Source organism: Desulfobulbus elongatus DSM 2908 (assembly GCF_000621145.1).
GTDB classification, from domain to species: domain Bacteria; phylum Desulfobacterota; class Desulfobulbia; order Desulfobulbales; family Desulfobulbaceae; genus Desulfobulbus; species Desulfobulbus elongatus.
In genome coordinates this window covers 12,108-35,215 of sequence record NZ_JHZB01000004.1, presented here as the reverse complement: position 1 = coordinate 35,215, position 23,108 = coordinate 12,108, and the positions used below count along the sequence as shown (strand labels likewise).

21 protein-coding genes are annotated in these 23,108 nt (G+C 61.0%); 11 read left to right on the top strand and 10 right to left on the bottom strand.

The window, feature by feature from the left end:
* Positions 1–3: 3 nt before the first annotated feature.
* Both Q362_RS0103055 and Q362_RS0103050 read left to right on the top strand, forming a co-directional pair.
* On the top strand, positions 4–567 hold the full coding sequence (locus Q362_RS0103055; RefSeq protein ID WP_157469850.1) for a hypothetical protein: 564 nt from the start codon (positions 4–6) through the stop codon (positions 565–567).
* A gap of 58 nt (positions 568–625) precedes the next feature.
* Positions 626–1,384, top strand: coding sequence for a PP2C family protein-serine/threonine phosphatase (locus Q362_RS0103050; RefSeq protein WP_169737353.1), 759 nt, complete (start codon positions 626–628; stop codon positions 1,382–1,384).
* 92 nt (positions 1,385–1,476) lie between these two features.
* On the opposite strand, the gene Q362_RS0103045 is transcribed toward Q362_RS0103050, so the two are convergent.
* Positions 1,477–2,847, bottom strand: coding sequence for an L-lactate MFS transporter (locus Q362_RS0103045; RefSeq protein ID WP_028317484.1), 1,371 nt, complete (start codon positions 2,845–2,847; stop codon positions 1,477–1,479).
* Between the two features lie 155 nt (positions 2,848–3,002).
* On the opposite strand from Q362_RS0103045, the gene Q362_RS23410 reads away from it, so the two are divergent.
* The 6 genes from Q362_RS23410 to Q362_RS0103015 all read left to right on the top strand — a co-directional run bounded on the left by Q362_RS23410 (position 3,003) and on the right by Q362_RS0103015 (position 8,692).
* Positions 3,003–3,209, top strand: coding sequence for a hypothetical protein (locus Q362_RS23410; protein ID WP_157469848.1), 207 nt, complete (start codon positions 3,003–3,005; stop codon positions 3,207–3,209).
* Between the two features lie 237 nt (positions 3,210–3,446).
* Positions 3,447–5,543 (top strand): phosphate acetyltransferase, encoded by a 2,097-nt coding sequence (gene pta / locus Q362_RS0103035; protein ID WP_028317482.1) that lies wholly within the window; start codon positions 3,447–3,449, stop codon positions 5,541–5,543.
* Positions 5,544–5,610: 67 nt separating this feature from the next.
* Positions 5,611–5,991 carry a hypothetical protein gene (locus tag Q362_RS0103030; RefSeq protein ID WP_028317481.1) on the top strand — a complete coding sequence of 127 codons (381 nt, stop codon included), beginning with the start codon at positions 5,611–5,613 and terminating at the stop codon, positions 5,989–5,991.
* 73 nt (positions 5,992–6,064) lie between these two features.
* The gene (locus Q362_RS0103025; RefSeq protein WP_028317480.1) at positions 6,065–7,006 is read left to right on the top strand and encodes a radical SAM protein; all 942 of its coding nucleotides are present in this window, start codon (positions 6,065–6,067) and stop codon (positions 7,004–7,006) included.
* Between the two features lie 202 nt (positions 7,007–7,208).
* The gene (locus Q362_RS0103020) at positions 7,209–7,547 is read left to right on the top strand and encodes a hypothetical protein (protein ID WP_028317479.1); all 339 of its coding nucleotides are present in this window, start codon (positions 7,209–7,211) and stop codon (positions 7,545–7,547) included.
* Between the two features lie 74 nt (positions 7,548–7,621).
* Positions 7,622–8,692 carry a cyclic nucleotide-binding domain-containing protein gene (locus Q362_RS0103015; RefSeq protein WP_028317478.1) on the top strand — a complete coding sequence of 357 codons (1,071 nt, stop codon included), beginning with the start codon at positions 7,622–7,624 and terminating at the stop codon, positions 8,690–8,692.
* Between the two features lie 164 nt (positions 8,693–8,856).
* Here the strand turns inward: Q362_RS0103015 and Q362_RS0103010 are convergent, their stop codons facing one another.
* Positions 8,857–9,402, bottom strand: a complete 546-nt coding sequence (locus tag Q362_RS0103010; protein WP_028317477.1) for a septation protein A — start codon at positions 9,400–9,402, stop codon at positions 8,857–8,859.
* Positions 9,403–9,909: 507 nt separating this feature from the next.
* Here Q362_RS0103010 and Q362_RS0103005 point away from each other — a divergent pair.
* The 3 genes from Q362_RS0103005 (at position 9,910) to Q362_RS18855 (ending at position 13,369) form a co-directional block, all read left to right on the top strand.
* Complete coding sequence (locus tag Q362_RS0103005; protein WP_035215444.1) at positions 9,910–10,878, top strand: ABC transporter substrate-binding protein; 969 nt, start codon at positions 9,910–9,912, stop codon at positions 10,876–10,878.
* Positions 10,865–12,793 (top strand): SpoIIE family protein phosphatase, encoded by a 1,929-nt coding sequence (locus tag Q362_RS0103000; protein ID WP_028317475.1) that lies wholly within the window; start codon positions 10,865–10,867, stop codon positions 12,791–12,793. The genes Q362_RS0103005 and Q362_RS0103000 overlap by 14 nt, the downstream gene beginning before the upstream one ends.
* Positions 12,794–12,889: 96 nt before the next feature.
* On the top strand, positions 12,890–13,369 hold the full coding sequence (locus tag Q362_RS18855; RefSeq protein WP_051553553.1) for a cupin domain-containing protein: 480 nt from the start codon (positions 12,890–12,892) through the stop codon (positions 13,367–13,369).
* Between the two features lie 217 nt (positions 13,370–13,586).
* On the opposite strand, the gene Q362_RS18850 is transcribed toward Q362_RS18855, so the two are convergent.
* From Q362_RS18850 to Q362_RS0102960, 8 genes are all read right to left on the bottom strand, one after another.
* Positions 13,587–13,781 (bottom strand): hypothetical protein, encoded by a 195-nt coding sequence (locus Q362_RS18850; protein ID WP_051553551.1) that lies wholly within the window; start codon positions 13,779–13,781, stop codon positions 13,587–13,589.
* A 181-nt stretch (positions 13,782–13,962) separates the two neighbouring features.
* Positions 13,963–14,322, bottom strand: coding sequence for a hypothetical protein (locus tag Q362_RS0102985; protein WP_028317474.1), 360 nt, complete (start codon positions 14,320–14,322; stop codon positions 13,963–13,965).
* A 438-nt stretch (positions 14,323–14,760) separates the two neighbouring features.
* Positions 14,761–15,351: a hypothetical protein gene (locus tag Q362_RS23405; protein WP_157469846.1), complete on the bottom strand. Its 591-nt coding sequence runs from the start codon at positions 15,349–15,351 to the stop codon at positions 14,761–14,763.
* Between the two features lie 653 nt (positions 15,352–16,004).
* On the bottom strand, positions 16,005–17,846 hold the full coding sequence (locus Q362_RS0102975) for a phage major capsid protein (RefSeq protein WP_028317472.1): 1,842 nt from the start codon (positions 17,844–17,846) through the stop codon (positions 16,005–16,007).
* Between the two features lie 300 nt (positions 17,847–18,146).
* A complete protein-coding gene (locus tag Q362_RS0102970) occupies positions 18,147–20,144 on the bottom strand; it encodes a bifunctional DNA primase/polymerase (RefSeq protein WP_028317471.1) in 1,998 nt (665 codons plus the stop codon).
* A 7-nt stretch (positions 20,145–20,151) separates the two neighbouring features.
* Positions 20,152–20,430 carry a helix-turn-helix transcriptional regulator gene (locus Q362_RS18845; RefSeq protein ID WP_035215393.1) on the bottom strand — a complete coding sequence of 93 codons (279 nt, stop codon included), beginning with the start codon at positions 20,428–20,430 and terminating at the stop codon, positions 20,152–20,154.
* A 184-nt stretch (positions 20,431–20,614) separates the two neighbouring features.
* A complete protein-coding gene (locus Q362_RS0102965) occupies positions 20,615–21,412 on the bottom strand; it encodes a hypothetical protein (protein WP_028317470.1) in 798 nt (265 codons plus the stop codon).
* A 106-nt stretch (positions 21,413–21,518) separates the two neighbouring features.
* The gene (locus tag Q362_RS0102960; protein ID WP_028317469.1) at positions 21,519–22,718 is read right to left on the bottom strand and encodes a tyrosine-type recombinase/integrase; all 1,200 of its coding nucleotides are present in this window, start codon (positions 22,716–22,718) and stop codon (positions 21,519–21,521) included.
* Positions 22,719–23,108 lie beyond the last annotated feature (390 nt).

Sequence of the window (23,108 nt, the reverse complement as noted above, 5' to 3'; positions counted from 1 at the left end):
CTCATGCCTGACAGATTGCTTCCCACGCTGCTGGCCGCCGTCGGTCTCCTCCTGACCACCGTCTGCGCCTTCATGGTGCTCCCCGCCGGGGCCGGTACCGGCTCCGCGGTCGCCCAGGCAGGGCCGCTCGACACATTGGGAGCCTTTTTTGACGACATGGGCCGCTCGATCCGGCAGACCACGCGCAAAATCACCGGCGGGACGCCGCCGCGTCGACAGCGTCCCTCCACGCCCGCCGCTGGCGGGTTGGCCCTGAAAATCGAACGGTCCGCCCTGGTGCCGACGGAGGTCCACACAGGGGAGGAGGTGACCCTGATCCTGCGGTACGCGATCAGCGGCGCCCCGGCAAAAGGGGTGGTGGTCCGGGAAAAGAGCACGCTGGGCAGGGGCGGGAAGAACCTGACGGTCCTGAAGGACGAATCGGGCACAAAGGAAAACGGCACCTGGGAAAACACCCTGAGTTTCGCCGTGCCCGGGTCGGCGAAACCCGGTCAATACACCGTGAGCATGCAGGTCAGCGCCCAGGGGCAGACACGAAGCACGCGGCACGCATTCACGGTTCGCTGACGGCGGTCACGGTGGCTGCGCGGATCGTTGTTCCCCGGGACGGTGGTCGATGTCTCTGATGCACGGAACCTGTCATCTCGCCGGGATGGCGGCGGAGTATGCCGGTATGACCGATCCCGGCCGAATCCGGCCCAACAACGAGGACGCCCTCCTGCTTGCGCCCGAAACCGGGCTCTTCGCGGTGGCCGACGGCCTTGGCGGTCTCGACGCCGGGGATGTCGCCAGCCGCACCGCCCTGACCCGCCTCCGCCAATTGATGCCGGCCTCGCCGCCACCACCCTCCGACCGGGAGCCGTCGCACTCCCGCCTCGCCGCCATCATCGCGGCGACCAATCGCCACACCTACGAACAGCGGCTGGCCCTGGGCACCACCATGGCGACCACCCTGGCCCTGGTCTGGTTCGGCGCCTGTTCGGCCCTGGTGGCCCATGTGGGCGACAGCCGGATCTACCGCTGGCACCGTGGTGCCCTGACCCGGATCACCAGCGATCATTCCCTGGTGCACGCCCTCTGCGAGCAGGGCGCCCTGACCGAGGCCCAGGCCAGGCAGTCGCCCCAGCGGCATGTGATTACCCGCGCCATCGGTGCCGAGGCCGTGGTCCAGCCCTCGATCCAGGCGGTGACCGTGGCGCCCGGCGACGTGCTGCTGCTGTGCACCGACGGCCTGACCGGCATGGTGCCCGACGAGGCGATAGCCGCCGGTCTCCGGCAGCATCCATCCGATCCCGGCGCACTGGTCGGGCGGCTCGTCCTTCTGGCCAACGAGGCGGGCGGACACGACAATATCACCGTCATCGCCATCACGATCCGGCAGTGAAGCGACGTGCCCTTTGAGGGCACGGCCGGGCAGAAAAAAAGGGCGTTCCGGAGAACCGGAACGCCCTTTTGGGTCCTTGGGTACGGGCTGAGTTATGCGTGTTTCTTCTCAGGCGCCTTCAGGGTGGTCAGGATGAGGACCGCAACGGCCAGGATCACAGCCGAGACGATAAAGGGCACGAAGAAGGAGCCGGTCATGGCCCTGAGTTGGCCGCCGAGATAGGGACCGGCGAAACCGGCCACGCCCCAGGCGGTGAACAGCAGACCATAGTTGGAGCCCTGGGCGGTCGCGCCGAAGTATTGCAGGGTCGTGGCCGGGAACAGGGTGAACATGGCCCCGTAGTTCCAACCGATCAGACCGGCGACAGCGGCCAGCATGGCGGCGGTTTTACCTGCCGGGAAGAGCAGGAGCATGGCAACGACCTGGAGGGCGAACAGGGCGACGAAGATTTTCTTGGTACCGATCTTGTCGGCCAGCGGGCCGATCATGATCCGGACCAGGGCGTTGAAGATGGCCAGAGTGCTGGGCGCGCCGGCGGCGGCCATGGCGATGGCCTTGGCCTGGTCGGCGGGCAGTTTGGTTGCGGCATCGAGGCCGAGTTCAGCCTTTTTCACCAGGGTCATGGCGTCGATACCGTGTGCGGCGATCAGGCCGATAACCATCAGGCCGGCAAAGGAACCGCAGAAGTAGGCGACCCACAGCAGCCAGAACTGCGGCGTTTTCTTGCTCTCTTCATACGTATAGTCGCGATAGGCTTTGGGCGCACCGGAACCACCGGCGGGAGCCGGCGGATTCCAGCCGGCGGGCTTGTAGCCGGCCGGCGGCACTTTCAGGCAGAGAGCGGCAAGGACAACCATGATGCCCATGGCGATGCCGACATATTTGAAAACGGGGAGGGCGCTGCCATTGCCGATGGTCGGCGAGTTGATCATCCAGGTGGCCATCGGCGCCATGATGAAGGAGCCGAGGCCAAGACCGACAACGGTGAAGCCGGTGGCCAGGGCGCGGCGATCGGGCCACCATTTGGGCGCCGTGGCGATCGGCGGCAGGTAGACGCAACCACCGCCAAAACCGGCGATGACACCGTAATAGAGATAGAGCAGATACAACTGGGTTTTCCCGGCAGCCTTGGCGGCGTCGCCGCCGGCGGCGATAACCGCGGGGTCCGGAGGGGTGATGGTGGAAACCATGAAAAAGCCGAAGGCCATGATGATACCGCCGATGAGGACGACGTTCCGCGGACCGTATTTGTCGCTCAAACGACCAGCAGGAAAGGTCATCAAGCCGAAGATCAGGCAGATGATGGCATAGGCCAAGGCAACGTCGGGTACCGACCAGCCGAACTGCGCCTGCAGAGGCTTGATGAAAACGCTAAACGCATACAACAATAAACCGCAAGTGGTGCTGCCTAAAAGACCTCCAAGTAATGGTATCCATCTTGGAAAAGTAGTTTGCTCTGACATTTATGCACTCCCCCTTAATTGAAGTTTAGTTGACCTGCTAGCTGCATATGTACTTTTCGTGGCTCTGGCTTGTTTCTTTCTCCTCCTTTTTTTGCTGAATTATCTTGGATTTGCCTCTCTTTTCCCTGCTTTTTCCAACGTTCCGGTGACTATAAATGAGTTGGAAAGTGCTGTCAACGAACAAAATCAAGGGGTTTGGCCCGATTTTCCCCCTTTTTTCGCCTAATTTCCGTTTAAGGCGGCCAAACAATGATGCACCATTCAGCCAGAACAACCCGAAGATGTTGGCGATTTCCCTTCCGCTTCCCGGAGGCGGTTCAAGGAGACCCACCGTTTTCTCCGGAAAACAGAAAAAAGATTGATGGCACGGCCGGGGCAGCCGGCAGCACTGATGCGCGAATTTACAAAATTCCTGACCGGAATGCCGCCGCACGGGGGTGCCGCCACAGGCCGCCATCGCGGTGACCAGTCGCCGGAAAGCGACTTGTCGGTGTCCGGCCGGGCACCGCAGTGTGACGGCTCTTGCCATCCCGGCCCCGGTCAACTATCATGACAGCCGGCATTGTTCTTCACTTCCGCCGTCAGCAAGGGGGCGCGCCATGGCCGACAGTCTCTACATCGCCAACCTGGAAAAAGAAAGCGGCAAGCTGGTCGTCACCCTGGGCGTCATGGAACTGCTCTCCCGGCGGATCGACCACGTCGGCTTTTTCCGGCCGATCATTCCCGGGGACGGCAGAAACGACAACGACATCGACCTGATCAAGCAGCGCTACAACATCAGCCTGCGTTTTGACGAGATGGCCGGCGTCAGCCACGAACTGGCCCGCACCATGATCGCCGAAGGCGAGGAGCTGCTCCTGTTCCGCGAGATCGTCCGCAAGTTCAGCGAGGTCCGCAAGAAGTGCGATTTCCTCCTGTGCGAGGGGCCGACCATCGTGGGCATGTCCGATGCCTTCGACTACGACATCTCCATCCGCATCGCCCGCGAGCTGGGCACGCCCACCCTCCACGTGGTCAACGGCCGCGACCGCACCATTGAGGAAATCGAGGAAAACATCGGCGTGGCCGAAAAAATCTACGAGCAGTACCAGTGCCCGCTGCTGGCCATCTTCGTCAACCGGATCGATCCCGCCCTGCTGGCGGCGGCCGAGACCGAGATCCGCGCCCACCACCGCGACAAACCTTATCGGCTCGATTTCCTGCCGGAGATGGCGGGATTCAGCATGCCGACCATGGAGGAAATCACCCAGGAACTCGGCGCCCGCCATTTCAGCGGCCCCCGTTCCGGCATGCAGCGCGACGTGCACGCCATCAAGGTGGCGGCGATGAGCCCGGCCAACTACATCGATTTTCTCGAGGAGGACGACCTGGTGGTGACCGCCGGCGACCGGCCGGACATCATTTTCGCCACCCTGGGGGCCATCGCCTCGCGCCACTACCCCTCGCCTGCCGGTCTGCTTCTTTCCGGCGGCATGGAGCCGAGTCCGTCGATGGTGAAACTGCTCGACGGCATCAACGGCCTGGCCATGCCGATTTACCTGATGGACGGCGACACCTACAGCGTGGCCCGGCGGGCCGGCGAAATCAGAGGGACCCTGCGGCCGCACAACGAACAGAAGACCAACCGGGCCCTGGGCGTGTTCGAAAGCCATGTTGACACCGCCGGCCTGGAGCAACAGGTGATCCAGACCAAATCCGCCACCATGTCGCCCCTGATGTTCGAGTATTCGCTCTTTCAACGGGCCCGGAGCATGCGCCGCCACATCGTTTTGCCCGAAGGCGAGGAAGAGCGCATCCTCCAGGCGGCCGAGATCCTGCGCTCCCGCGAGGTGGTCGACCTTACCCTCCTGGGCGACGCGAAGATCATCCGCAGCCGGGCCGCCTCCCTGGGTCTGAAGCTCCAGGACGTGGCCATCATCGATCCCCGCACCTCGGAGCTGCGCGAGGAATTCATCGAAAGCCTCTACCAGGCGCGCAAGCACAAGGGGGCCACCCGCGACTACGCCCGCGACGCCATCAACGATGTCAGCTACTTCGGCACCCTGATGGTCCATACCGGCCGGGCCGACGGCATGGTGTCGGGCGCCATTCACACCACCCAGCACACCGTGCGGCCGGCGTTCCAGATCATCCGCACCCGGCCGGATGTGCTGGTGGTGTCCAGCGTGTTTTTCATGTGTTTCGAGACCAGGGTGCTGGTCTATGGCGACTGTGCCGTCAACCCCAACCCCACCAGCGAGGAGCTGGCCGAGATCGCCATCCGCTCCGCCGAGACCGCCGCCATGTTCGACATCGAGCCGGTGGTGGCCATGCTGTCCTACTCCAGCGGCGATTCCGGCCAGGGCGAGGATGTCGACCGGGTGCGGCAGGCGGTGCTGCTGGCCCGCCAGCGGCGGCCCGAGCTGAAGATCGATGGCCCGATCCAGTACGACGCGGCCATCGATCACGCGGTGGGCAGCCAGAAGATGCCGGAGAGCGAGGTGGCCGGCCGGGCCAGCGTGTTCATCTTCCCGGACCTCAACACCGGCAACAACACCTACAAGGCGGTGCAGCGCTCCTCCGGGGCGGTGGCCATCGGCCCGATCCTGCAGGGGCTCAACAAACCGGTCAACGATCTCAGCCGGGGCTGCCTGGTCTCTGATATCGTCAACACCGTGGCGATCACCGCCATCCAGGCACAGGCCCTGGTACGGTAGCCGCAGGCATCGTAAGCGCCTGCGGAACGATGCCGGACATTCACTTTTTTCATCAGGAGGCGCGACCATGGCAGAGGAACACGACGACAGGGTAGAGGTATTGGCACAGATCCGCCAGGTGCTGGATGCGGCCGGGGCCAACGACCTCGACGCCATTTACGACCACCGGGCGGCCATTGTCGCCATGTACGCCCAGGCGATGGCGGAATTCCACTTCGAGGAGGCGCAGTTGGACTGGCTCAACGAGATCCTGGCCTCGGTCGAGATGGACGATATCGCCTCCTGCCGCCGCCTGCTCGGCCAGGAGACGGACACGGACACCCTGTTTCTCGCCACTCAGTTCGCGGCCCTGATGGCCGGTTTTTTCCATCATGACGAGCTGTTGACCGTGGTCCAGGCCATGGGCTTAGAGGCCCTGCTCAAGGCGATGGCGGCCGGCGGGGAGTAACCGCCTGCCTTGGGCTGTCTCTGGACGGAAGCCGTCGTTGCCGTGCGTCCCGAAACCTTGCCGGGAGGTCGCCATGCCCATCGCCGCCTATGCCCTCCATGCCCGCGGCCTGCTCCGCGAGCGCGCCGACAGGGCTCACCGGATGCTGGCCTGCTGCACCCTGTGCCCCCGCCGCTGCCGGGTCGACCGGCTGGCCGGCGAGACCGGCCGCTGCCGCACCGGGGCCCTGGCCCGGATCGCCAGCTACGGCCCCCATTTCGGCGAGGAAGCGCCCCTGGTCGGCGTGGGCGGCTCCGGCACCGTCTTTCTCGCCGGCTGCAACCTCTGCTGCTGCTTCTGCCAGAACTATGACATCAGCCAGGGGAGCGATTCGGGCCAGGAGGTCGACGCCCGCGGCTTTGCCTCGGTCATGCTCGAATTGCAGGCCATGGGCTGCCACAACATCAACCTGGTCACCCCCAGCCATGTGGTGCCGCAGATTCTGGCGGCGCTCATTCCCGCCCTCGACGCCGGCCTCGACATCCCCGTGGTCTTCAACTGCAGCGGCTACGAAAGCGCCGAAACCCTGGCGCTCTTGGCCGGCGCGGTCGACATCTACATGCCGGATGTCAAGTTCTGGCGGCCGGAGACCGCCAATCGCTATGCCGAGGCCCCGGATTATCCGGAGCGGGTCCGCGAGGCCCTGGCGATCATGCACCGCCAGGTCGGCGACCTGGATATCGGCCCCGACGGCATCGCCCGCGCCGGCCTGCTGGTCCGCCACCTGCTGATGCCGGGGCTGCTCGCCGAAACGGAGGCGATCCTCGGCTTCATCGCCACCACTCTCTCCCCGGCCACCTACGTCAATCTCATGGCCCAGTACCATCCCTGCGGCCGGGCCGGCCAGCACGAGGAACTGCGCCGCACCGTCACCGGCGAGGCATACCGCCGCGCCCTGGACACGGCCCGGACTCTCGGCCTCACCCGGCTCGACCGGCCCGATCTTGCCCGGCTGCTGCGGCGCTTGGGCCTGTGAACGCCATGCCGGGCCGGAAGGATTCCCGGTCAACGGCTCCACCCGCACCCCGTTGATTTCGTTTTGACGAAGCGGATTGCCGCTGCTACCATGAATGCAGGTTGAGCATTCCGGCCGCGGGCATCGCCACAAAAGGACAACGCTTGCCTCAGGGAGCCGGCTCTCGACCGGGAACCTTCCCGTTGAATTCAAGGAGAAAAGGATGAATGTTGGCACCTTTGCCGATTCGGTCGGTCAGCTCATCGAAAAGACGCACTTGGTGGAACAGGTCAAGACGGTCGATGTCGCGGGTTTGTTCACCAACCCGTGGTTTCTGATCCCCTTCATCGTGCTGGCCGGCTACCTGCTGTACAAGAAGGCCTTCCGCGACATGATCATTCTGGGTGCCCTCATCGGCGCCTGGTATGCCTCGGGGACGCCCTACATGCAGACCCTGGTGGTCGACGGCCACCTGCAGGTGGGCAAGGTGCTGCCGGTTCTTTTTGGCGGGGCCGCCCTCCTGGGGCTGATCATCTATCTTCTGCTGGGCCGTTCCGATTGAGCGGCATCGGTCCGGCATCGCCGGACATCCCGTAATCCGCAGCCCGTCCGCTTTCAACCCGCCGCTGGAGCATCATGGAATACCGTAACGCGATTTTCATCGTCACCGAGGAGCGCTCCTGCCCGATCTACAACGTCGGCGAGGAATTCAAGGTGGAGCAGGCGGCCCTGACCGTTCCCGAGGGCAAGCCCGTCTGCCTGCTGATGGTGCGCGAATTGTTGAAGGCCGTGGCCGAGAAGAAAAGCATGGAGCGGTTTTCGCCCATCGGGCCGCAGCGGGTCAAGTTCGAGTGCGGCGGCTGCACCGGCCTGATCCGGTTCGAGTTCAAGAAGGAAAAGGATTTCGCCACGCTGCAGATGAAGCTGCTGGCCGTGGCCGAGCAGAAGGCGCGGATGCGGCATCTGGACCGGTTCTACGATGTGCTGCGCAAGCTGGAGATTTTCGAGCCGCTCAACGAAGACAGCCTGCGCGATCTCACCGCGCAGCTCCAGTTGAAGGAATTCGAGGCCAATAAAATCGTCCTCAAGAAGGGCGAGCCGGGGACCAGCCTCCATATCGTGCTCGAGGGCCGGGTCGCGGTCATCGGCGACGAGGGCCAGACCCTGTCCGAGATGGGCGTGGGGGAAATCTTCGGCGAAATGAGCCTGTTGTCCGGCGAGCCGATCACCACCTCCATCCACTCCCGCGAAAAGACCCGCCTGGCCACGCTCTCCAGCAAGGATTTCAAGCACGTCCTCAATCGCTATCCGGTGCTCCAGGTCTTTTTCTACCGGATGCTGGTGGAGCGCGCCCAGGCCAACACCATGCGGGCCGGCACCATCAGTTCGGGCATGACCGGCCGGCTCTCGGAGATCAACCCGGTGGAACTGTTCCAGTTGATCAATTCCAGCCAGAAAACGGGCAAGGTGCAACTGACGCTCGACGACGGCAGCGCGGTGGTGGCCTTCCACGAAGGGGAACTGGTCGACACCCGCTATCGGGAGCTTGCCGGCAAGGATGCCTTCTTCGCCCTGCTGGCGAAAACCGACGGCAATTTCACCTATACCGGCGGCCTCACCGACGAGGAGAAGACGCTGCCGGTGGTCGGCGGGTTCATGGGCCTGATCATGGAAGGCATGCGGCGGGTGGACGAAAAGGAGGTCTGAGCCGCCCCCCTCTTCACGGGGCGCTTCCGCGTCCCGCGTTTTCCCCGTCTATCCGGCCGCCGCCGGTATTCCTCCGGCGTGGTCGCCTCCCGACGCAGCCGCACGTTCCGGCGCTGTTCCAGAGAACGCCGGGGAGCTTTTCCCCGATCAGGAATACTGCGGAATTATTTGGAATCCTCCGGCGCTTCCGTTATATGTCTGGACAGATAGAAGGATTGCGCCACGATGAACGCCAGCGTCAGGCCGAGCATGCCGAACAGTTTGAAATTGACCCAGGTATCGCGGTCATAATAGGTCATGACATAGAGATTGATCCCGCCCAGGATACAAAAGAAGGCTGTCCAGGCGAGATTGAGGCGGCGCCAGACCGGCGGGGGCAGGGTCAGGTTGCTTCCCAGCAGGCGCTCGATGGCGGTTTTCCGGCCCACCACCTGGCTGAGCAGAAAGGCGCCGCCGAACAGCCAGTTGATCACCGTGGGCTTCCACTTGATGAACTGCTCGTCGCGGAGGAAAAGGGTGAGCCCCCCGAAGACGAGGATGATGGCCAGGGTGGCCAGTTGCATCGTCCCGACCTTGCGGGTCGTGAGCCACAGCCAGCCGCACTGGACGACGGTGGCCGCTATGGCCACCCCGGTGGCGATGTAGATGTCGAACAGTTTGTAGGCGATGAAAAAAAGCAGGACCGGAAGGAACTCGAACAGGAATTTCATGGATGCGGAGCAATGGCTGCGGCTGTGCGGGCTATGGAAGGCAGTGAGCCGGATCAGGTGCCTTGCCGGTTGGTTCTGGCCGGCGAAAAAATGGTTCCCCACCTTTTAAACGTTCTTTCCCGCTTTTGCCATCGGGAATGCGCGTCAGCGGAAACGGACCCGGAAAATCGGACACGCTCGGACACGCCGGTGCGGTGGAAAATGTGCTACCACTCCCGTCCGAAACCGGGCATAACAAAAAAAGAATACGGCAAAAACGGGATGGGAGCTTCGGCGGCCCGCACGACGGGAGCGTGCGGTTGCCATTGTCGGCCTGCCCGGTCAGCGAGGCCCGCAGGTGGAGGTACGCCGCCTGAACGGACAGCGCCGCACCTGCAGCGGCCCGCCGAGAGTGGGGCAGGTGCCCCTGGGCGACGGATTCAAATACGGACACAAGCGGACACGAGGGACATGCACGGAACGGAACACACCGGGGCGAACGCCCGGAGGAGGACGATGCGGGCCGGTATGATGGGACTGTTGGTTCTGCTGTTGGCGCTCGCCGCCACGGCGATGGCCGACGAACGCGCGCTGCGCAAGGCCCGCCTCATGCCGATGTGGAGCCCCCAGGCCCAGTTCGCCGGTTATTACATGGCCCGGGAACAGGGCATCTATGCCCGCCATGGCCTCGATATCGACATCCTCGAAGGCGGTCCCGGCCGGTCGGCCGTGGAATCCCTGACCGCCTGCGAGGCCGACTTTGCCGTGCTCTGGTTGGCAACCGCCCTGCAGCAGGACGCTGCCGGCCCCAGGCTGGTCAACCTGGCCCAAATCGTCCAGCGGTCGTCGCTGATGCTGGTGGCCAAGAAGGCGAGCGGCATCGCCGCGCCCCACGATCTCATGGAGAGAAAAGTCGGTCTGTGGAACGGCGAATTGTCGTTGCCGATCCTCGCCTTTCTCGACACGTATCGCCTGCGCGTCCGGCGCATCCCCCAGGCCTATACCGTCAATCTCTTCCTGCTGGACGGCATCGATGCCGCTTCGGCCATGTGGTACAACGAATACCACACCATCCTCAGCGCCGGCGTCAATCCCGACGAACTGCAGGTCTTTTCGCTCCACGAACACGGCATCACCTTCCCGGAGGACGGACTCTACGCCCTGGAGCGGGCCTATCGCAAGGACCCCGCCCTTGCCCGGGCCTTCGCGCAGGCCTCGCTGGAGGGATGGCGCTACGCCTTTGATCATCCCGAGGAGACCATCGAGGTGGTGCTCCGCATCATGCGGCAGGCCAACATACCGGCCAGCCGGGCCCACCAGCGCTGGATGCTGGCGCGGATGCGCGACCTGATCGTCCCGGCGGACGCCGATGGCGTCATGGGCCGCCTGCAGCCGGCCGCGTATGAGGCCGCCGGCAGGATACTGCGCGATCACGGAGGCATCGCCACCGTTCCGGACTACGAAACCTTCACCGGAGGCGACGATGCGCGCAACTAAAAGCATTGCCTCGACCTTTACCCTGGTCGTTTCGGTGTGTACCATCCTGATCTTTTCCGTCACCATCGGCTCTTTTTATTATCGTTCCCGGGTCGCCCTGAAAAAGGAGATGAGGAACGATGCCGCCAACCTGGTGCTGGCCTCGATATACCGGGTGGAAACCACGCTTCATGCCATTGGCAAGGTGACCGAGGGTATGGCCCGTTCCCTGGAAATGGGCGAGTACACCGACCAGGGCCTTGCCGCCCTCCTGAAGGACACCCTTGCCGACAACGGCGACATCCATGGGTTGGGCGCGGCCTTCGAACCCGATCCCGCCTTCAATCCCCCCACGCCCATTGTTCCGTATTTTTTCCGGCAAGGCGACCGCCTGATCTTCGACCCGGTAGACAGTTCCCAGTATCCCAACCGGGATTGGTACCAGATCCCCAAGGAATTGGGCAGAAAGGCCTGGAGCGAGCCGTACTTCGACAGTGGCGGCCACGGGATACTGATGACCAGTTGCTCGGTCCCCGTTTTTCTGGACAACGGTCGCGAAAAAGTCGTGCGCGGCGTGGTGGTGGCGGATGTCTCCCTGGAATGGTTGACGAAGCTGATGGCATCCATCCGGGTGCTGGAAACCGGGTACAGTTTCCTGCTTTCCCGCAACGGCACCTTTCTCACCCATCCGAACCGGGACCTGATCATGAACGAAACCATCTTCAGCCTGACCGAATCGCTCGACAGACCGGAACTCCGCGAACTCGGCCGGAAGATGGTGCGCGGCGGGTCCGGCCTCGCCGCCTACACCGATCTCCGCGGCATGCGCGCCTTGATGTATTACGCGCCGGTGCCCTCCACCGGCTGGACCCTGGGGGTTGTCTTCCCCGAGGCGGAGTTGTATGCGGACGTGCGCAACCTCACCCTCGTGGTCGCCGGCATCGCCCTGGCCGGCATTGTGCTCCTGACCGCCGCGGTGCACTGGATCGCCCGCAGGGTGACCGCCCCGCTCGGCGCGCTGGCCGAGGCGACGGAAGAGATCGCCTCGGGCAATTTCGACGCCGCGCTGCCGGCCGTGCGCAGCGGCGACGAGGTGGGCAAGCTGACCTTCGCCTTCGCGGCCATGACCGGCGCGCTCAAGGACTACATCCGCGACCTGACCGAAACCACCGCCGCCAAGGAGCGCATCCAAAGCGAGCTGAACATGGCCACCGACATCCAGGCCAGCCTGCTGCCCCGACTGTTCCCGGCCTTTCCCGACCGGCCCGAGTTCGACATCCATGCCCTGATGGACCCGGCCAAGGAGGTGGGCGGCGATTTCTACGACTTTTTCTTCATCGACGACACCAACCTCTGCTTTCTGGTGGCGGACGTGGCCGACAAGGGCGTGCCCGCCGCCCTGTACATGATGGTGGCGAAGACCCTGCTCAAGGCCGAGGGGCAGCGGCTGGGGGAGCCGGACCAGATTTTGGCCGGCGTCAACCGGATTCTGGCCGCCGACAACGACAGCTGCATGTTCACCACGGTGTTCTGCGCCATCCTCGACACGGCAAGCGGCGAGGTCCGCTTCGCCAACGCCGGCCACAATCCGCCGGTGCTGATCAGCGCCGGCCGGGCGCGGAGCTTGCCGGTCCAGGCGGGATTCGTCCTCGGGCCTATGGAGGATGTGGCCTATACCGCCGAACGCATTGTCCTGCGGCCGGGCGACACGCTCTTCCTCTATACCGACGGCATCACCGAGGCCCGCAACCGGAACGAGGAACTGTACGGCCAGAAACGGCTGCTGGAGGCTTTGCAGGCGGTTGCCCGGCAGGAACTGGCCGGGATGATCCGCGCCATCCGCGCCGAGGTCGCCCGCCATGCGGCCGATGCGCCGCAATCCGACGACGTGACCATGATCGCCATCAGGTACAAGGGACCGGCGGGCAGTGCCTGAAATCGCCCGCCGGGAAGAGAAGGGGAGTCCCCTCGACCTGAGGGGAAAACCACGCGGCGGGCGCTTGGCCCGCGCACCAGAATGGGAGAAAAGACGATGAAGGGTTGGAGGTGGGCGCGGTGGCGCGTCCTTGCAGTGGGCGGGCTGGCGCTAGGGCTGCTGGCCGGGTCCGCCTGGAGCGACGGCTACCAAGCGGGCGTGACGGCAAAGGTGCTGTGCAAGACCACGGTTACCGGCAATGGCCAGCCGATCGCGTATCCTCAAACCGACAAGGCCGAGGTCACCGCCATGACCGTGGAATTGGCGCCGGGGGCCAGCACCGGCTGGCATGCGCATCCAGTGCCGGTCTATGCTTATGTGGTGTCCGGCACCCTATCCGTGGAACTGGAAGACGGCACCTCCCGGACCTTCGGCCCGGACGAGGCGGTGATCGAGGTGGTGAACACCCTGCACAACGGCAGCAACCGGGGTGCCGAGCCGGTCAAGCTGGCCGTGTTCTACCTCGGGGTTGCAGGAATGCCCAATGTGGTCACGCCGGCGCAGCCGGCTGCGGTCCCCCGACAGGCGCCCAAATGACCGATGACAAGGGCGGTTGCTCCGTGGCCGCATCGTGCAATGCAAAAGCCGTAACCAGTTGAAATGGTTACGGCTTGTTTTGTTCAGCGAAGCAGGGATTCGAACCTCCATTATAAATAATTGATATTACTTAATTTGAAAACATATAATTTCCGATCTACCCACATTTCTACCCACAGCGGAATACATGTCGCATTCATGACGTTTTCTTGACGTCTCACCGCTTCAAGCTCTCATCCCGCATCCTCTCCACCCAGGCGTGCAAATCCTCGGGCAAGGCAAGCCACCTGCCCCTCTCTTCGATCTTGAAAGCCGGAAGGCCATGTTCCTTGACGTAATGGGGCAAAAGCCGCCAATGGATGCCGACAGCTTCAGCAATGGCCTTGGCGCCGCAAAAAACGATTGTCTTCATGCTTTATCCGGGGCCGGAAGGTTCAGGTAAAAATTTCCCGTTCGATCTCAGCGAGTCGTTCGGTGCGAAATTATTTCGCACCGAACGATTCCCGGTCGGAGTACGTACTCCGACCGACTCGGCGCGTGCAGACTCAGGGACCGATGGGGCGGTAAGATGATAGATCGCGGTTGCTCCGACATTATGTCGGAGCAACTTTTCGCCTCCGTTGCGCCAGGCGTGCCGACAGGCAATCCATTCGTGCCTTGTGCGCCGCTTCGGCCGTTCCGTCGAGGATGTTTTGGAGTTCCTCTTGGTGGTGCGTGATATTTTCCGTCAGGTGGTCAACGGCGTAGGCAACCGTCATGACCGCCTTTGAGCCGAGTTCCCGGCGGTAGTGTGGATCGATGGACGTGTCGTTCATCATCTCGGCCAGGGTGATCAGCATGCTTGTCAGGCCCTGGATCGAGCAGTTGGTGGCCTCGATGCGGTCAAGGCCGTCCTCGGTCCATTGCATTTCTTGGTCGCTGAGGGTGCGGGTGGGGTGGGTGGAATTGTTCATGGCGAAAGCTCCGAGAAAGAATTTTGAGCCCTTCCACGTCGCTAAACGCAAAAAGGGCGGCGGTATGCGGGTTAGCGAACCGGCTCTCGGAACCGGCAGGCACGAGGCCTCCCACACACCACCGCCCAAAGACAATTTTCCCATCTGTGGGGGAAAATGAAAAGAGCAATGCCATGCTGTGGACGCAAAAAAACCGCCGAACATGAAAAATGGTGGCGGTGCGTCCGCCGAGAAGTCGGGTCGCTAAACCCGGCCACGCCTTTTTTTGACGCGGCATAAGTATAATCGCTTGGATCGGACGGATTGTCAATGAAGATTTGGCGCTCTGCACTTTGCGGCGCGTCGCCGCCAAGAAAGGGTGCGGCTTTGGTGAGCTCGAGGAGAGCTATAGCTGAAATGTCTGAAATGTTCGCAGCTGCGGACATTTGTCCGAAAGTTTCAGCTTCTTTTTGACGACGCTGAAAACTTTTCCTCCTCTTTCTCTTCTTCGATGATTGCATTGAGCGCGTCCCCCACTATTTTTCCCCATGGGGTGAAGAGGAGGCGCAGTATTCCGATGAAGGCATACCAGCAAAGCCCGAAAAAAGGGATGACAAAGAAAATCAAAGCAATCGTGGTCGTGCTCGGCTGAATCAGATCGCAGAGTAGCCAGGCAGTCGGCCCAGCGAGCAATAATAGAATAAACCACCCAATATTCCAACGCATGGCGGCAACCAAGATAGAAATCATCGTTACAGCGGTGACCACTGAATTTGACAGAAGGTTACGCGCTGCCGGCGCAGCTGTCAATGGACTTGAAGGGTAGGGGGGCTTGGATTCGCAATGCTGGCCAGAGGCATGAACACCGATAGGCCCTATTTCGCGCTGTGGCGGCCCGAGTTCGATTTTTGAGTCATGGGCAAGGGTGAATGCGAATGGTGGCGTTTCGAAAGCGGACGCGGAAATGGATAATTTCAAACTCGTAACCAGCGACAGGTCGAGGCGCGATACACCCGCAGCTGAGGCCGTCTGGGAAGGACCCATTTTCATGTCACCGATCAGCGACAGGGCGCGAGGTGTCGCCGATCAACTCCAAGCCATCGCCAATAGGTTGCCTTCAACGGGTCGCCTGGTGCTCGGAAGCGTGGGGTATAGCCATAGTCATGAAAAGTGGCTCCGCACTTCCCGCACCAACCGGCACCATTCGAGAACTTAAGGTCCACTCTTCCCTGGCAAATCGGGCAGGGGAACACCCCGTAGTTCCCCCCCGCCTGCGAGATCTTCACGAAAACTTTGCTCATCTTGTCAGCCTCTCCTTTGGGCAATCGGCCACTGGAACGACGCCTTGGACCCGCTGCCAATGTGCCTTGTCCTCTCCGAAGCAGCACCAGGGCGTCACACCCCGGCCCGGCACCGTTAGTCGCTGATAGTGCTCGCAGCGGGTGGAGCACTGCACCACTTGTACCCATGTCCCTTCGCCTTCACCGGTGTCCGAGTAGACCTGCACCCAAAAATACTTTGGCTTCATTGCTTCATCTCCTGATGTTGAAACCCCATCCGGGGGATGGTTATCCCCCGGATGTCCTCGCGGGCTTCCGACTTTGCCCCGCTGGTAGTCGGCACCAGCCTTGAAGGGATGAGGTGTCCCCAATGCCGAAGGCGCCGGGGAACGAGGGCGGCCCCGTTCAAGTTGTCCGCCCTCGCTATACCGTTAAAGCGTCCAGCATGGCCGCGAATGATTCCGGATGCCGCACCGCCACGTCGAAACTCAGAAACGCAGTGACATGTACCTTGCCGCTTGCGGAGTCGCTGTACGGATCTACGATGATGTCGAGCCCACCCCACATGCCAATCAACAGGTCTGCCCAGTTGCCGCAGATGATGGCGGAGCAGTCTGTGGCAGTGCCTTTGGTCAGGTTGCTCGGCACCTGATTACTGATGCCGCAACGCATACCAGCCGCAAGGGTAAAGCCATCCTGCCCCGGTAGGTTTTGAATGACGAATTCGCCGGTATCGGTGCCCTTATCAACAGTCATCAGCTTGGCGCAAACCTTGCTGTTGGTCAGGAAAGCCATGTTGCCCGCATCGGCGTTGTCGTTGGCGATCTGTGCCCACAGTCCCACCATGTCCCCATGGGACGGAGCCGCGCCGTTCTCGCCGCCTGCAACCACACCGATACCCGAAGTGTTCAGGATGCCAAGGGGCTGGTTGTTTGTGCCGGTGCCGTTGATGGCCGCCAGGTCAACACCCAGGGCGAGAATCTTGCCAAGGTCCTGCCGGACAAACTGCTCCATATCGATCGAGGCCTGGAGCAGGGCTTTCCGGCTGTAAGAGGTCCGCGCCCCGATGGTATAGGGGGTGAGCAGGATCTGATCAAAGCTCGCATCGGAAGCGGGGATGTCGTCACCCTCCCCGATGTAATACGGCGCCGAACTGCCGGTCTGTCGGGGGATTGCAACGTCCCCTATCAGGTTGGTTAGGATAGTCGGGCCCAGGTTCATAACCATGGAACGGTTCCGCAGAATATCTACGAACGATCCCGCGAGCAGGTTGGTGGCGACGGTATGGCCGCCGGCGGTAGCTGTGCCCACGGTCAATTCGCGCTCTTGGGGCTGCCCCATGGGTACGGCAAAGCCGCGAAATTGACGCTCCTTGCCAAACTCCTTGCCGAGCCTGTGGCTGACTTCAATTTCGCGCTCGGCGCCGATATGGGATCCGGGGATCTGGCTGGCGATCAGGCGGGCGATGCTGAATTCCTCCGCCTGCCGCTGTTGGCGAAGGGCTATCCCTTCCCGGGAAAAGTTCTCTACGGGTTTTGGCTGTTCCATCTTGCCCAAGACATGAGCCCGGAAGCCGTCAAGGCTGGTGCCGTCCTCGATAGCCTTGGCCGCGTCGGCCTCGAAACCGTGCTGTTGACCAACGGCTAGGATAGACCGCACGCGGGAACGTTCGGCTTCAACGCCGGTCTGGTTGCTGGTGGCCTGTTGCTGGTTGTTGGTGGTGATATTTTCGTTATTCATTTTTTGCTCCATAGAGTTGTTGCTGTGATTCCGCCCCACGCCGACGGTAGTGTCAGCGGGGACGCTTACTAGGCTGGCCTCGAATGGCCGCCACTTCATGCGGAAAACCTCGACGCCGTTGTCATCCGCGCCGGTCAGTTCCGCCTTTTCGACCTCGTACCCGACCGAAATGTTTTTTCGGATACCGTCGATAACATCCTGGTAAATTTCCTCGGCCTTGGCCGACTTGGAAAATCTGATCAAGGCCCGGCCTTTGCTGTCCGCGCCGATCCATGCTTTTTCAATAACCGCAATCTGCTGACGGTGATCGTGGTCGAGCAGGACTGGAGCTCGGCCCGACGCCATGAACTCCATATTGACCTCGCCGGATCGGTGGCCAAGGACCTCCCACCCATACCAGCGCCGGTATGGATCCTCGCTTGAGAAGGCGATCTCGACCGTGCGGCGTTTTTCATCGATTGTTCCCCGGACCTCTGCTGTCCGGTAAAACTGTCCCTCAAGTATTCTTCGCTGGAAATTATCCATGTTTTACCTCTTCAATTTTTCACGAAACTTTTGTTCATCATCTTGACCCCGATTTTCTCGGAGTCCCTGTCCGAAATGCATCCGATTTGCGGAGTCCGGTCCAGTTTTCATGCCCCCAGGCACACAGGGCCGCAAAACTGCAAAGCTGAAAACTGGGCCAGAGCTACGAGCGGGGGTGGTGGCCCGTAACCACCTGTAAACACACGGCTATGCAGTTTTGTTAGTTTATTAGTTTATTAGTATTCCCCTGGGTGTGCCTGGGGGGCTGGAAAAAACTCAGTTTTGCAGCCAACGATTTTTTTAGAGTTTTGCAAAACTGGATTCCTCAAACATGGGGACTTGCTCCGGCGGCCGCGTGACCGCCGCCAGACTGTACGAATATCGGTTGTGCGCACCAACCGTGAACCAAAACCTGCGCCCTTCTTTTTGGAGTAAGTCCGCCCGCTCGGAGTTCCGTACGATCAGCTCCCTAGTTCGCTTGGCCACCGCCCCTGTCAGGTCACAGACACGGTTCACAAGGGCCTGTTGTGCGCAGCCACCCATCTCCTCCAGTGCTGCCGTGGCGGCCTCAAGTATTTCCTCGTCCGTCGTCTTCAGCGCGGCGGTTTGGCCCGGATCGCCCAACGCCAGCGGGAATTTGTAAAATGTGATTTCGCGTTCCGGCGAAATATGAAACGAGAACGGGTGGAATATCCCTCGCGTTTTGGCGTTCCGGTCCGGGTCCACCACCGTGGTCACATCAATGCCATCATTCGCATTTTTGACGCGCTCGAAAATGATGAGGTCGTCCGAGTCGTTTCTTACATCTCCGGTCCCTTCCGGGATCAGGTGCCCCTCAGCTGAGCGATATTTGTTGGCGTGTGCCAGGAGAACCACCGTCGCACCGCGAGCGGTCAACTTGCGACACAATTTGAAGAAGTTTTTGACGTCATCCTTTTGCATCAGGTTGGCAAATTTTTTCAACGTGTCGAGGATGAAGACGAATCCGTCCAGGTCACTGTCGCCATCGGCGATCTGTTGAAGCGTATTTTTCAACCCGTCAATGCTGGTACCGACGTTTGCATCGGGATTCAAAAACCTGAACCCGTGGCGCTCGGCTATCTCGAGCATTTGCGGATGGTCCGATACCGGCGAGTCGCAATCGAGATAGAAGACCTTGCACCCTTTTTCGGACAGCAAGGGCGCGACGTGGCGAAAGAAAAACGCTGTCTTGCCCCCGCCCGGCTGCGCGACGACCACGAGGATATGGCCCTTGATCAAAAGATTCGGTATCAAAAATTCTTCCTTGCCTAGCCTGCCGGCGTATTCCTTGCTCACGGCGAAAGCCTCCAATAGCTGGACGGGGTTGATTTTTTGTGAGGCGGATGGCTCCACCCCCGCCGCCTGGCTACCCGCCTCCATCCCCTGGCGGCTCAGCTCGCGAGCCGCTGCCGTGAAATCGCCACCGAACCTGTAATGCGTGTAAAAAGCGAACTTGCTCAAAGGCTTCATCGCAGGAAGCGGGGTCGAGGTGCTGAAGACGAACAGCCCTTGGTCATTCAGGGTGGCCGAAGTGGAGCCGTCGTTCTTCCCCGGCCGAGTCCAGTGCTCACGATCGCCCACGGTCTTGACGTAGGTCCATCCTTCGCCTTCCAGGAACGCCCGCCAGTCGGCTTCCCGGTTGAGCCCATCCCCTGGACGTTCGCCGTTGCCGTGTTCGGTTCTGGCGGGCTGTTGCGGGGCCTGTTGCCCCGCCTCGTCAAAAGAACGGGCGATTCCATGGAAAAGAAGGTCGCGCTCCTCCGGCGTGAGCACAGGGGGCGCTTGAGGGCTTCCATGAAGGGCGTACCCCTTGGAAGGCGCCACCAGGAAATATCCTCCCTCGCCTCGGGTCTCGATGAACACGTCCTGACGGAGCTTGCCCTGGTCGTCCTTGTAGCGGGCGGACATGGCCAGCTTCTGGTTGCCGCCGACCGGCCCGGAGCACCGAAACAGAACGTGGAAACCGCCGCTCGGAGTGTTTTGCCACGCGGTCAGTTTGCCGCGCAGGGCCGGGTTGACCGATTCCACGGTGTCCAGAAAAGGCTGAAAGAGGTCGGGCTTGTCGAAGTCCAGGCATTCAAGATTGCCGGAAATGGTGCCGCCTACCATGGCAACCTGGCACCCGTTGATGAAATGCTGCCGAGACTCTTCGGCGGACATGCGGCGCTTTTGGAAGGGCTCCCACTTGATGGCGGCCTTCTTGCTGCCGGGCTGGATCGGGATAACCGAAATTCCTGTAGCGAGGTACATGGTTGCGGCGCCTTGAGCGTCAAGCATGGCAACGTCACGCTTTCGGGCAGATGGTGCGACGGGTCGTTTTCTGGATCGGCTCGGCGCTGCCGCCTCCCTCACCAAGCCGCGCGATCAGGGCCTGGATGTCCGAAACCTTCCACGCCGAGCACCGAGGCGAAATCTTGATCGGTTTCGGGTAGACGCCTTTGGCGATCCCGCTCCACCAGGAGCTTTTCGAAATTGGCAAAAGGGGCGGGACACCGCGCCTTTTGTCGCCAATAATTTGATGGACTCGCAGGAATCCGGTTGAGGGCAAATCTGAACTTTTCATAGTCACCTCATCAAGAAGACTTTCGCGTTCCGGGGTGGATCGCGCTGAATTGATGGGGATTATGACCGATGGGGAGAATGCAGTTTTAGTGCAAAATATAGGGTTCTTGAAAAATAAAACAGCGAAATATCAGCAAGATAAAATTGCATGCAGATGCAATTTACATGCAATTTGAGGTGCAATTTCAGAAATTGAGGGTGACGAGGTGGGGGAAAAGGGCCTCGAGGTGGGGGACATCCCTGCTTCGCGCGGCGCCAAGGTCGCGGCAGATTGTGCGGCCAGGGAACTCTTTCTCCAAGTCCGAAAACGGCACCCCTTCCAGGGATCGCAGGAAAACGCGCATTCTGGCCGGTAATGCATCGTTGGATCTGGTCATGTGGTCCTTTTCGTAAGTGTCAACAGCGGTTTTCCACGCTGCAAGGGCGAAGGGATCGGCTGGTTTTTGAGCCGATGAAGTCGGCGGATGGCCTTGAGGCGATGGTTGTGGTGGTGGCGTGGTGGTTTTTGCGTGCTCGGCCAGGACTTTTGCAACAAAAGCACGAGTCAGGCCGGGGACTTCGGCTTGGAGCCAATGCCCAGCCCACTCCAAAGTGAGAACAGCCCGCTTTTTGTCCACCTCCAGGTGAGCGAAAAGATATCCCCGTATACCTGTCTGTAGAATATCGCGAGCCTCTTCTTTCCCCCCGCCCTCTAAGGAGGACACGTATGCCAGGTATGAGTTATCTCCCCGCCGCGCGTCGGGCCGCCATTGCTCTGTTAACCTCCATTTTTGGGCAAATATGCCACGAATATATTCATCTCCTTGTTCTTCAAATAGGTATGCATGCTCCCTTGCGATATCGTCAATCCTCTGTATATCGAAACCAAGCAGCAAATTGTGCTTGTCCTGGTACGTCAGGCTTTGCGCCAGCTCTATGCTTTTTTTATCATCCAGTCCGTAGGCCGAGCCCAGCAAGCCCAGGCTTATCCAGTCGCCAAACATATTTTATCCCCCCTGGCGGAGTCCCTGTGAAGTATTCCCCGGGCCCCCCAGGGGAAGGGTGTTCAACGCGGTTCATGAGGCCACGCCTAGCCGGGGAAATTCGTGGTCAGCCTTTGCCTTCCCTCAGTCCGTCCAGATAATCCGCCCAGGCCTGCATCATCTCCCGGCGCTGGTCGAGGTACTTGGTGCGGTTGTAGGCCGTGCCAAGGGTGTCCGGAACCTTGTGCGCCAGTTGGTGTTCGATCACCTCGGGTGGATAGCCCAAACGTTCGGCCAGCATGGTCCTGGCCATGGCCCGGAAGCCGTGAGCGGTGATTTCCGTCTTGGTGTCGTAGCCGAGAGTTTGCAGCGCTTTGTTGATGGTGGCGTTTGAGATGTGCCGCCCATGACGGCAGCTTGGAAACACCCACCCGCTTTCAACCGTCAGCCCTTGCAAAGTGGTCAGAATCGCCACAGCCTGCCGGGCAAGGGGGACCAGGTGCGCCGTTTTGGTTTTGCCGACCGTGTATGCCCACTCGGCTTTGTCCAGATCGATATCGGCCCATCTCATGGCGATCAGTTCGCTGGGACGGACGAACAGCAGGGGGGCTAGCTTCAGCGCCGCGCAGGTGACGCTCGATGCGTGCGAAGTTGCCTGGTAGCTGTCGATCGCCTTCAACAGCCCGGCCACGTCCGCCGGCTTGGTCAGGGCCGCCATGTGAGTAGTCTGGGGGGATTGCAACGCGCCCTTCAGGTCTTGGCAGGGGTCACGCTCCGCCCGGCCCGTCACGATGGCGTAGCGCATGACTTGCGACAGGATGGATTTCACCCGGTGTGCGTTCTCAACGAAGCCCATGTCCTGGATTCGCTGGAGCAGGCGCAGGGCTTCCGGTGCGCCGACCTCGGCGATTGGCTGTGCGCCGATTTGGGGGAAGACGTAATTTTCCAGCCGGGCAATGACATTGCGGACATGGCTCTCGGCTTTCCCTGCTCGCCACGTCTCGATCCATTCCCGCGCCACGGCCTCCACGGTGGCGCCCCTCCTGGCCTCCTCGGCGGCTCTCTCCGCCTTTCTTGCCTCGCCGGGGTCAACACCATGGGCCAGTTGCTTCCGCGCCTCGTCGCGGCGTTCACGCGCTTCCTTGAGGGAGATTTCAGGGTATTTGCCTAGGGCGAGCATTTTTGCTTTGTCGCCATGGCGGTAACGATAGCGCCAAAGCTTGCCGCCTGATGGTGTGATTTCCAGGCAAAGACCTTTGCTGTCGGCGACTCGGTATATTTTGGTGCGCGGCTTGAGTGCCTTTATGGCCGTCTCGGTCAGCGGCATCGCGGTTTCCCTCGTTTGTGAGTAGGAATTTTGTGAGTAAGGCGGGTTACTCCAAATCATACTCACAAAAAATGCCGGATGTCAATGGACGGGAATGGACTGAAAAGGACATGAAAAAGGCCGGAACCCATGATTTCTCGTGGATTTTCCGGCCTTTGTTGGACGATAAAAAACTACTGTGAAGCAGACCTTTGTATTAACCAATTAACTTTATGAATTAATTTAAAAAGACAAACATTATTTTTCAAGATACCAACAAAAGTACCAACAAATTTTTCAGAGTTTCGTCGCTGATTGAGGCCAATTTCCTAAAGGACACTACGCGGAAAAATCGCGCTCAATCAAACGGCCATCCTACCAATAACAAACGATATCAATTTGATTTTAAAA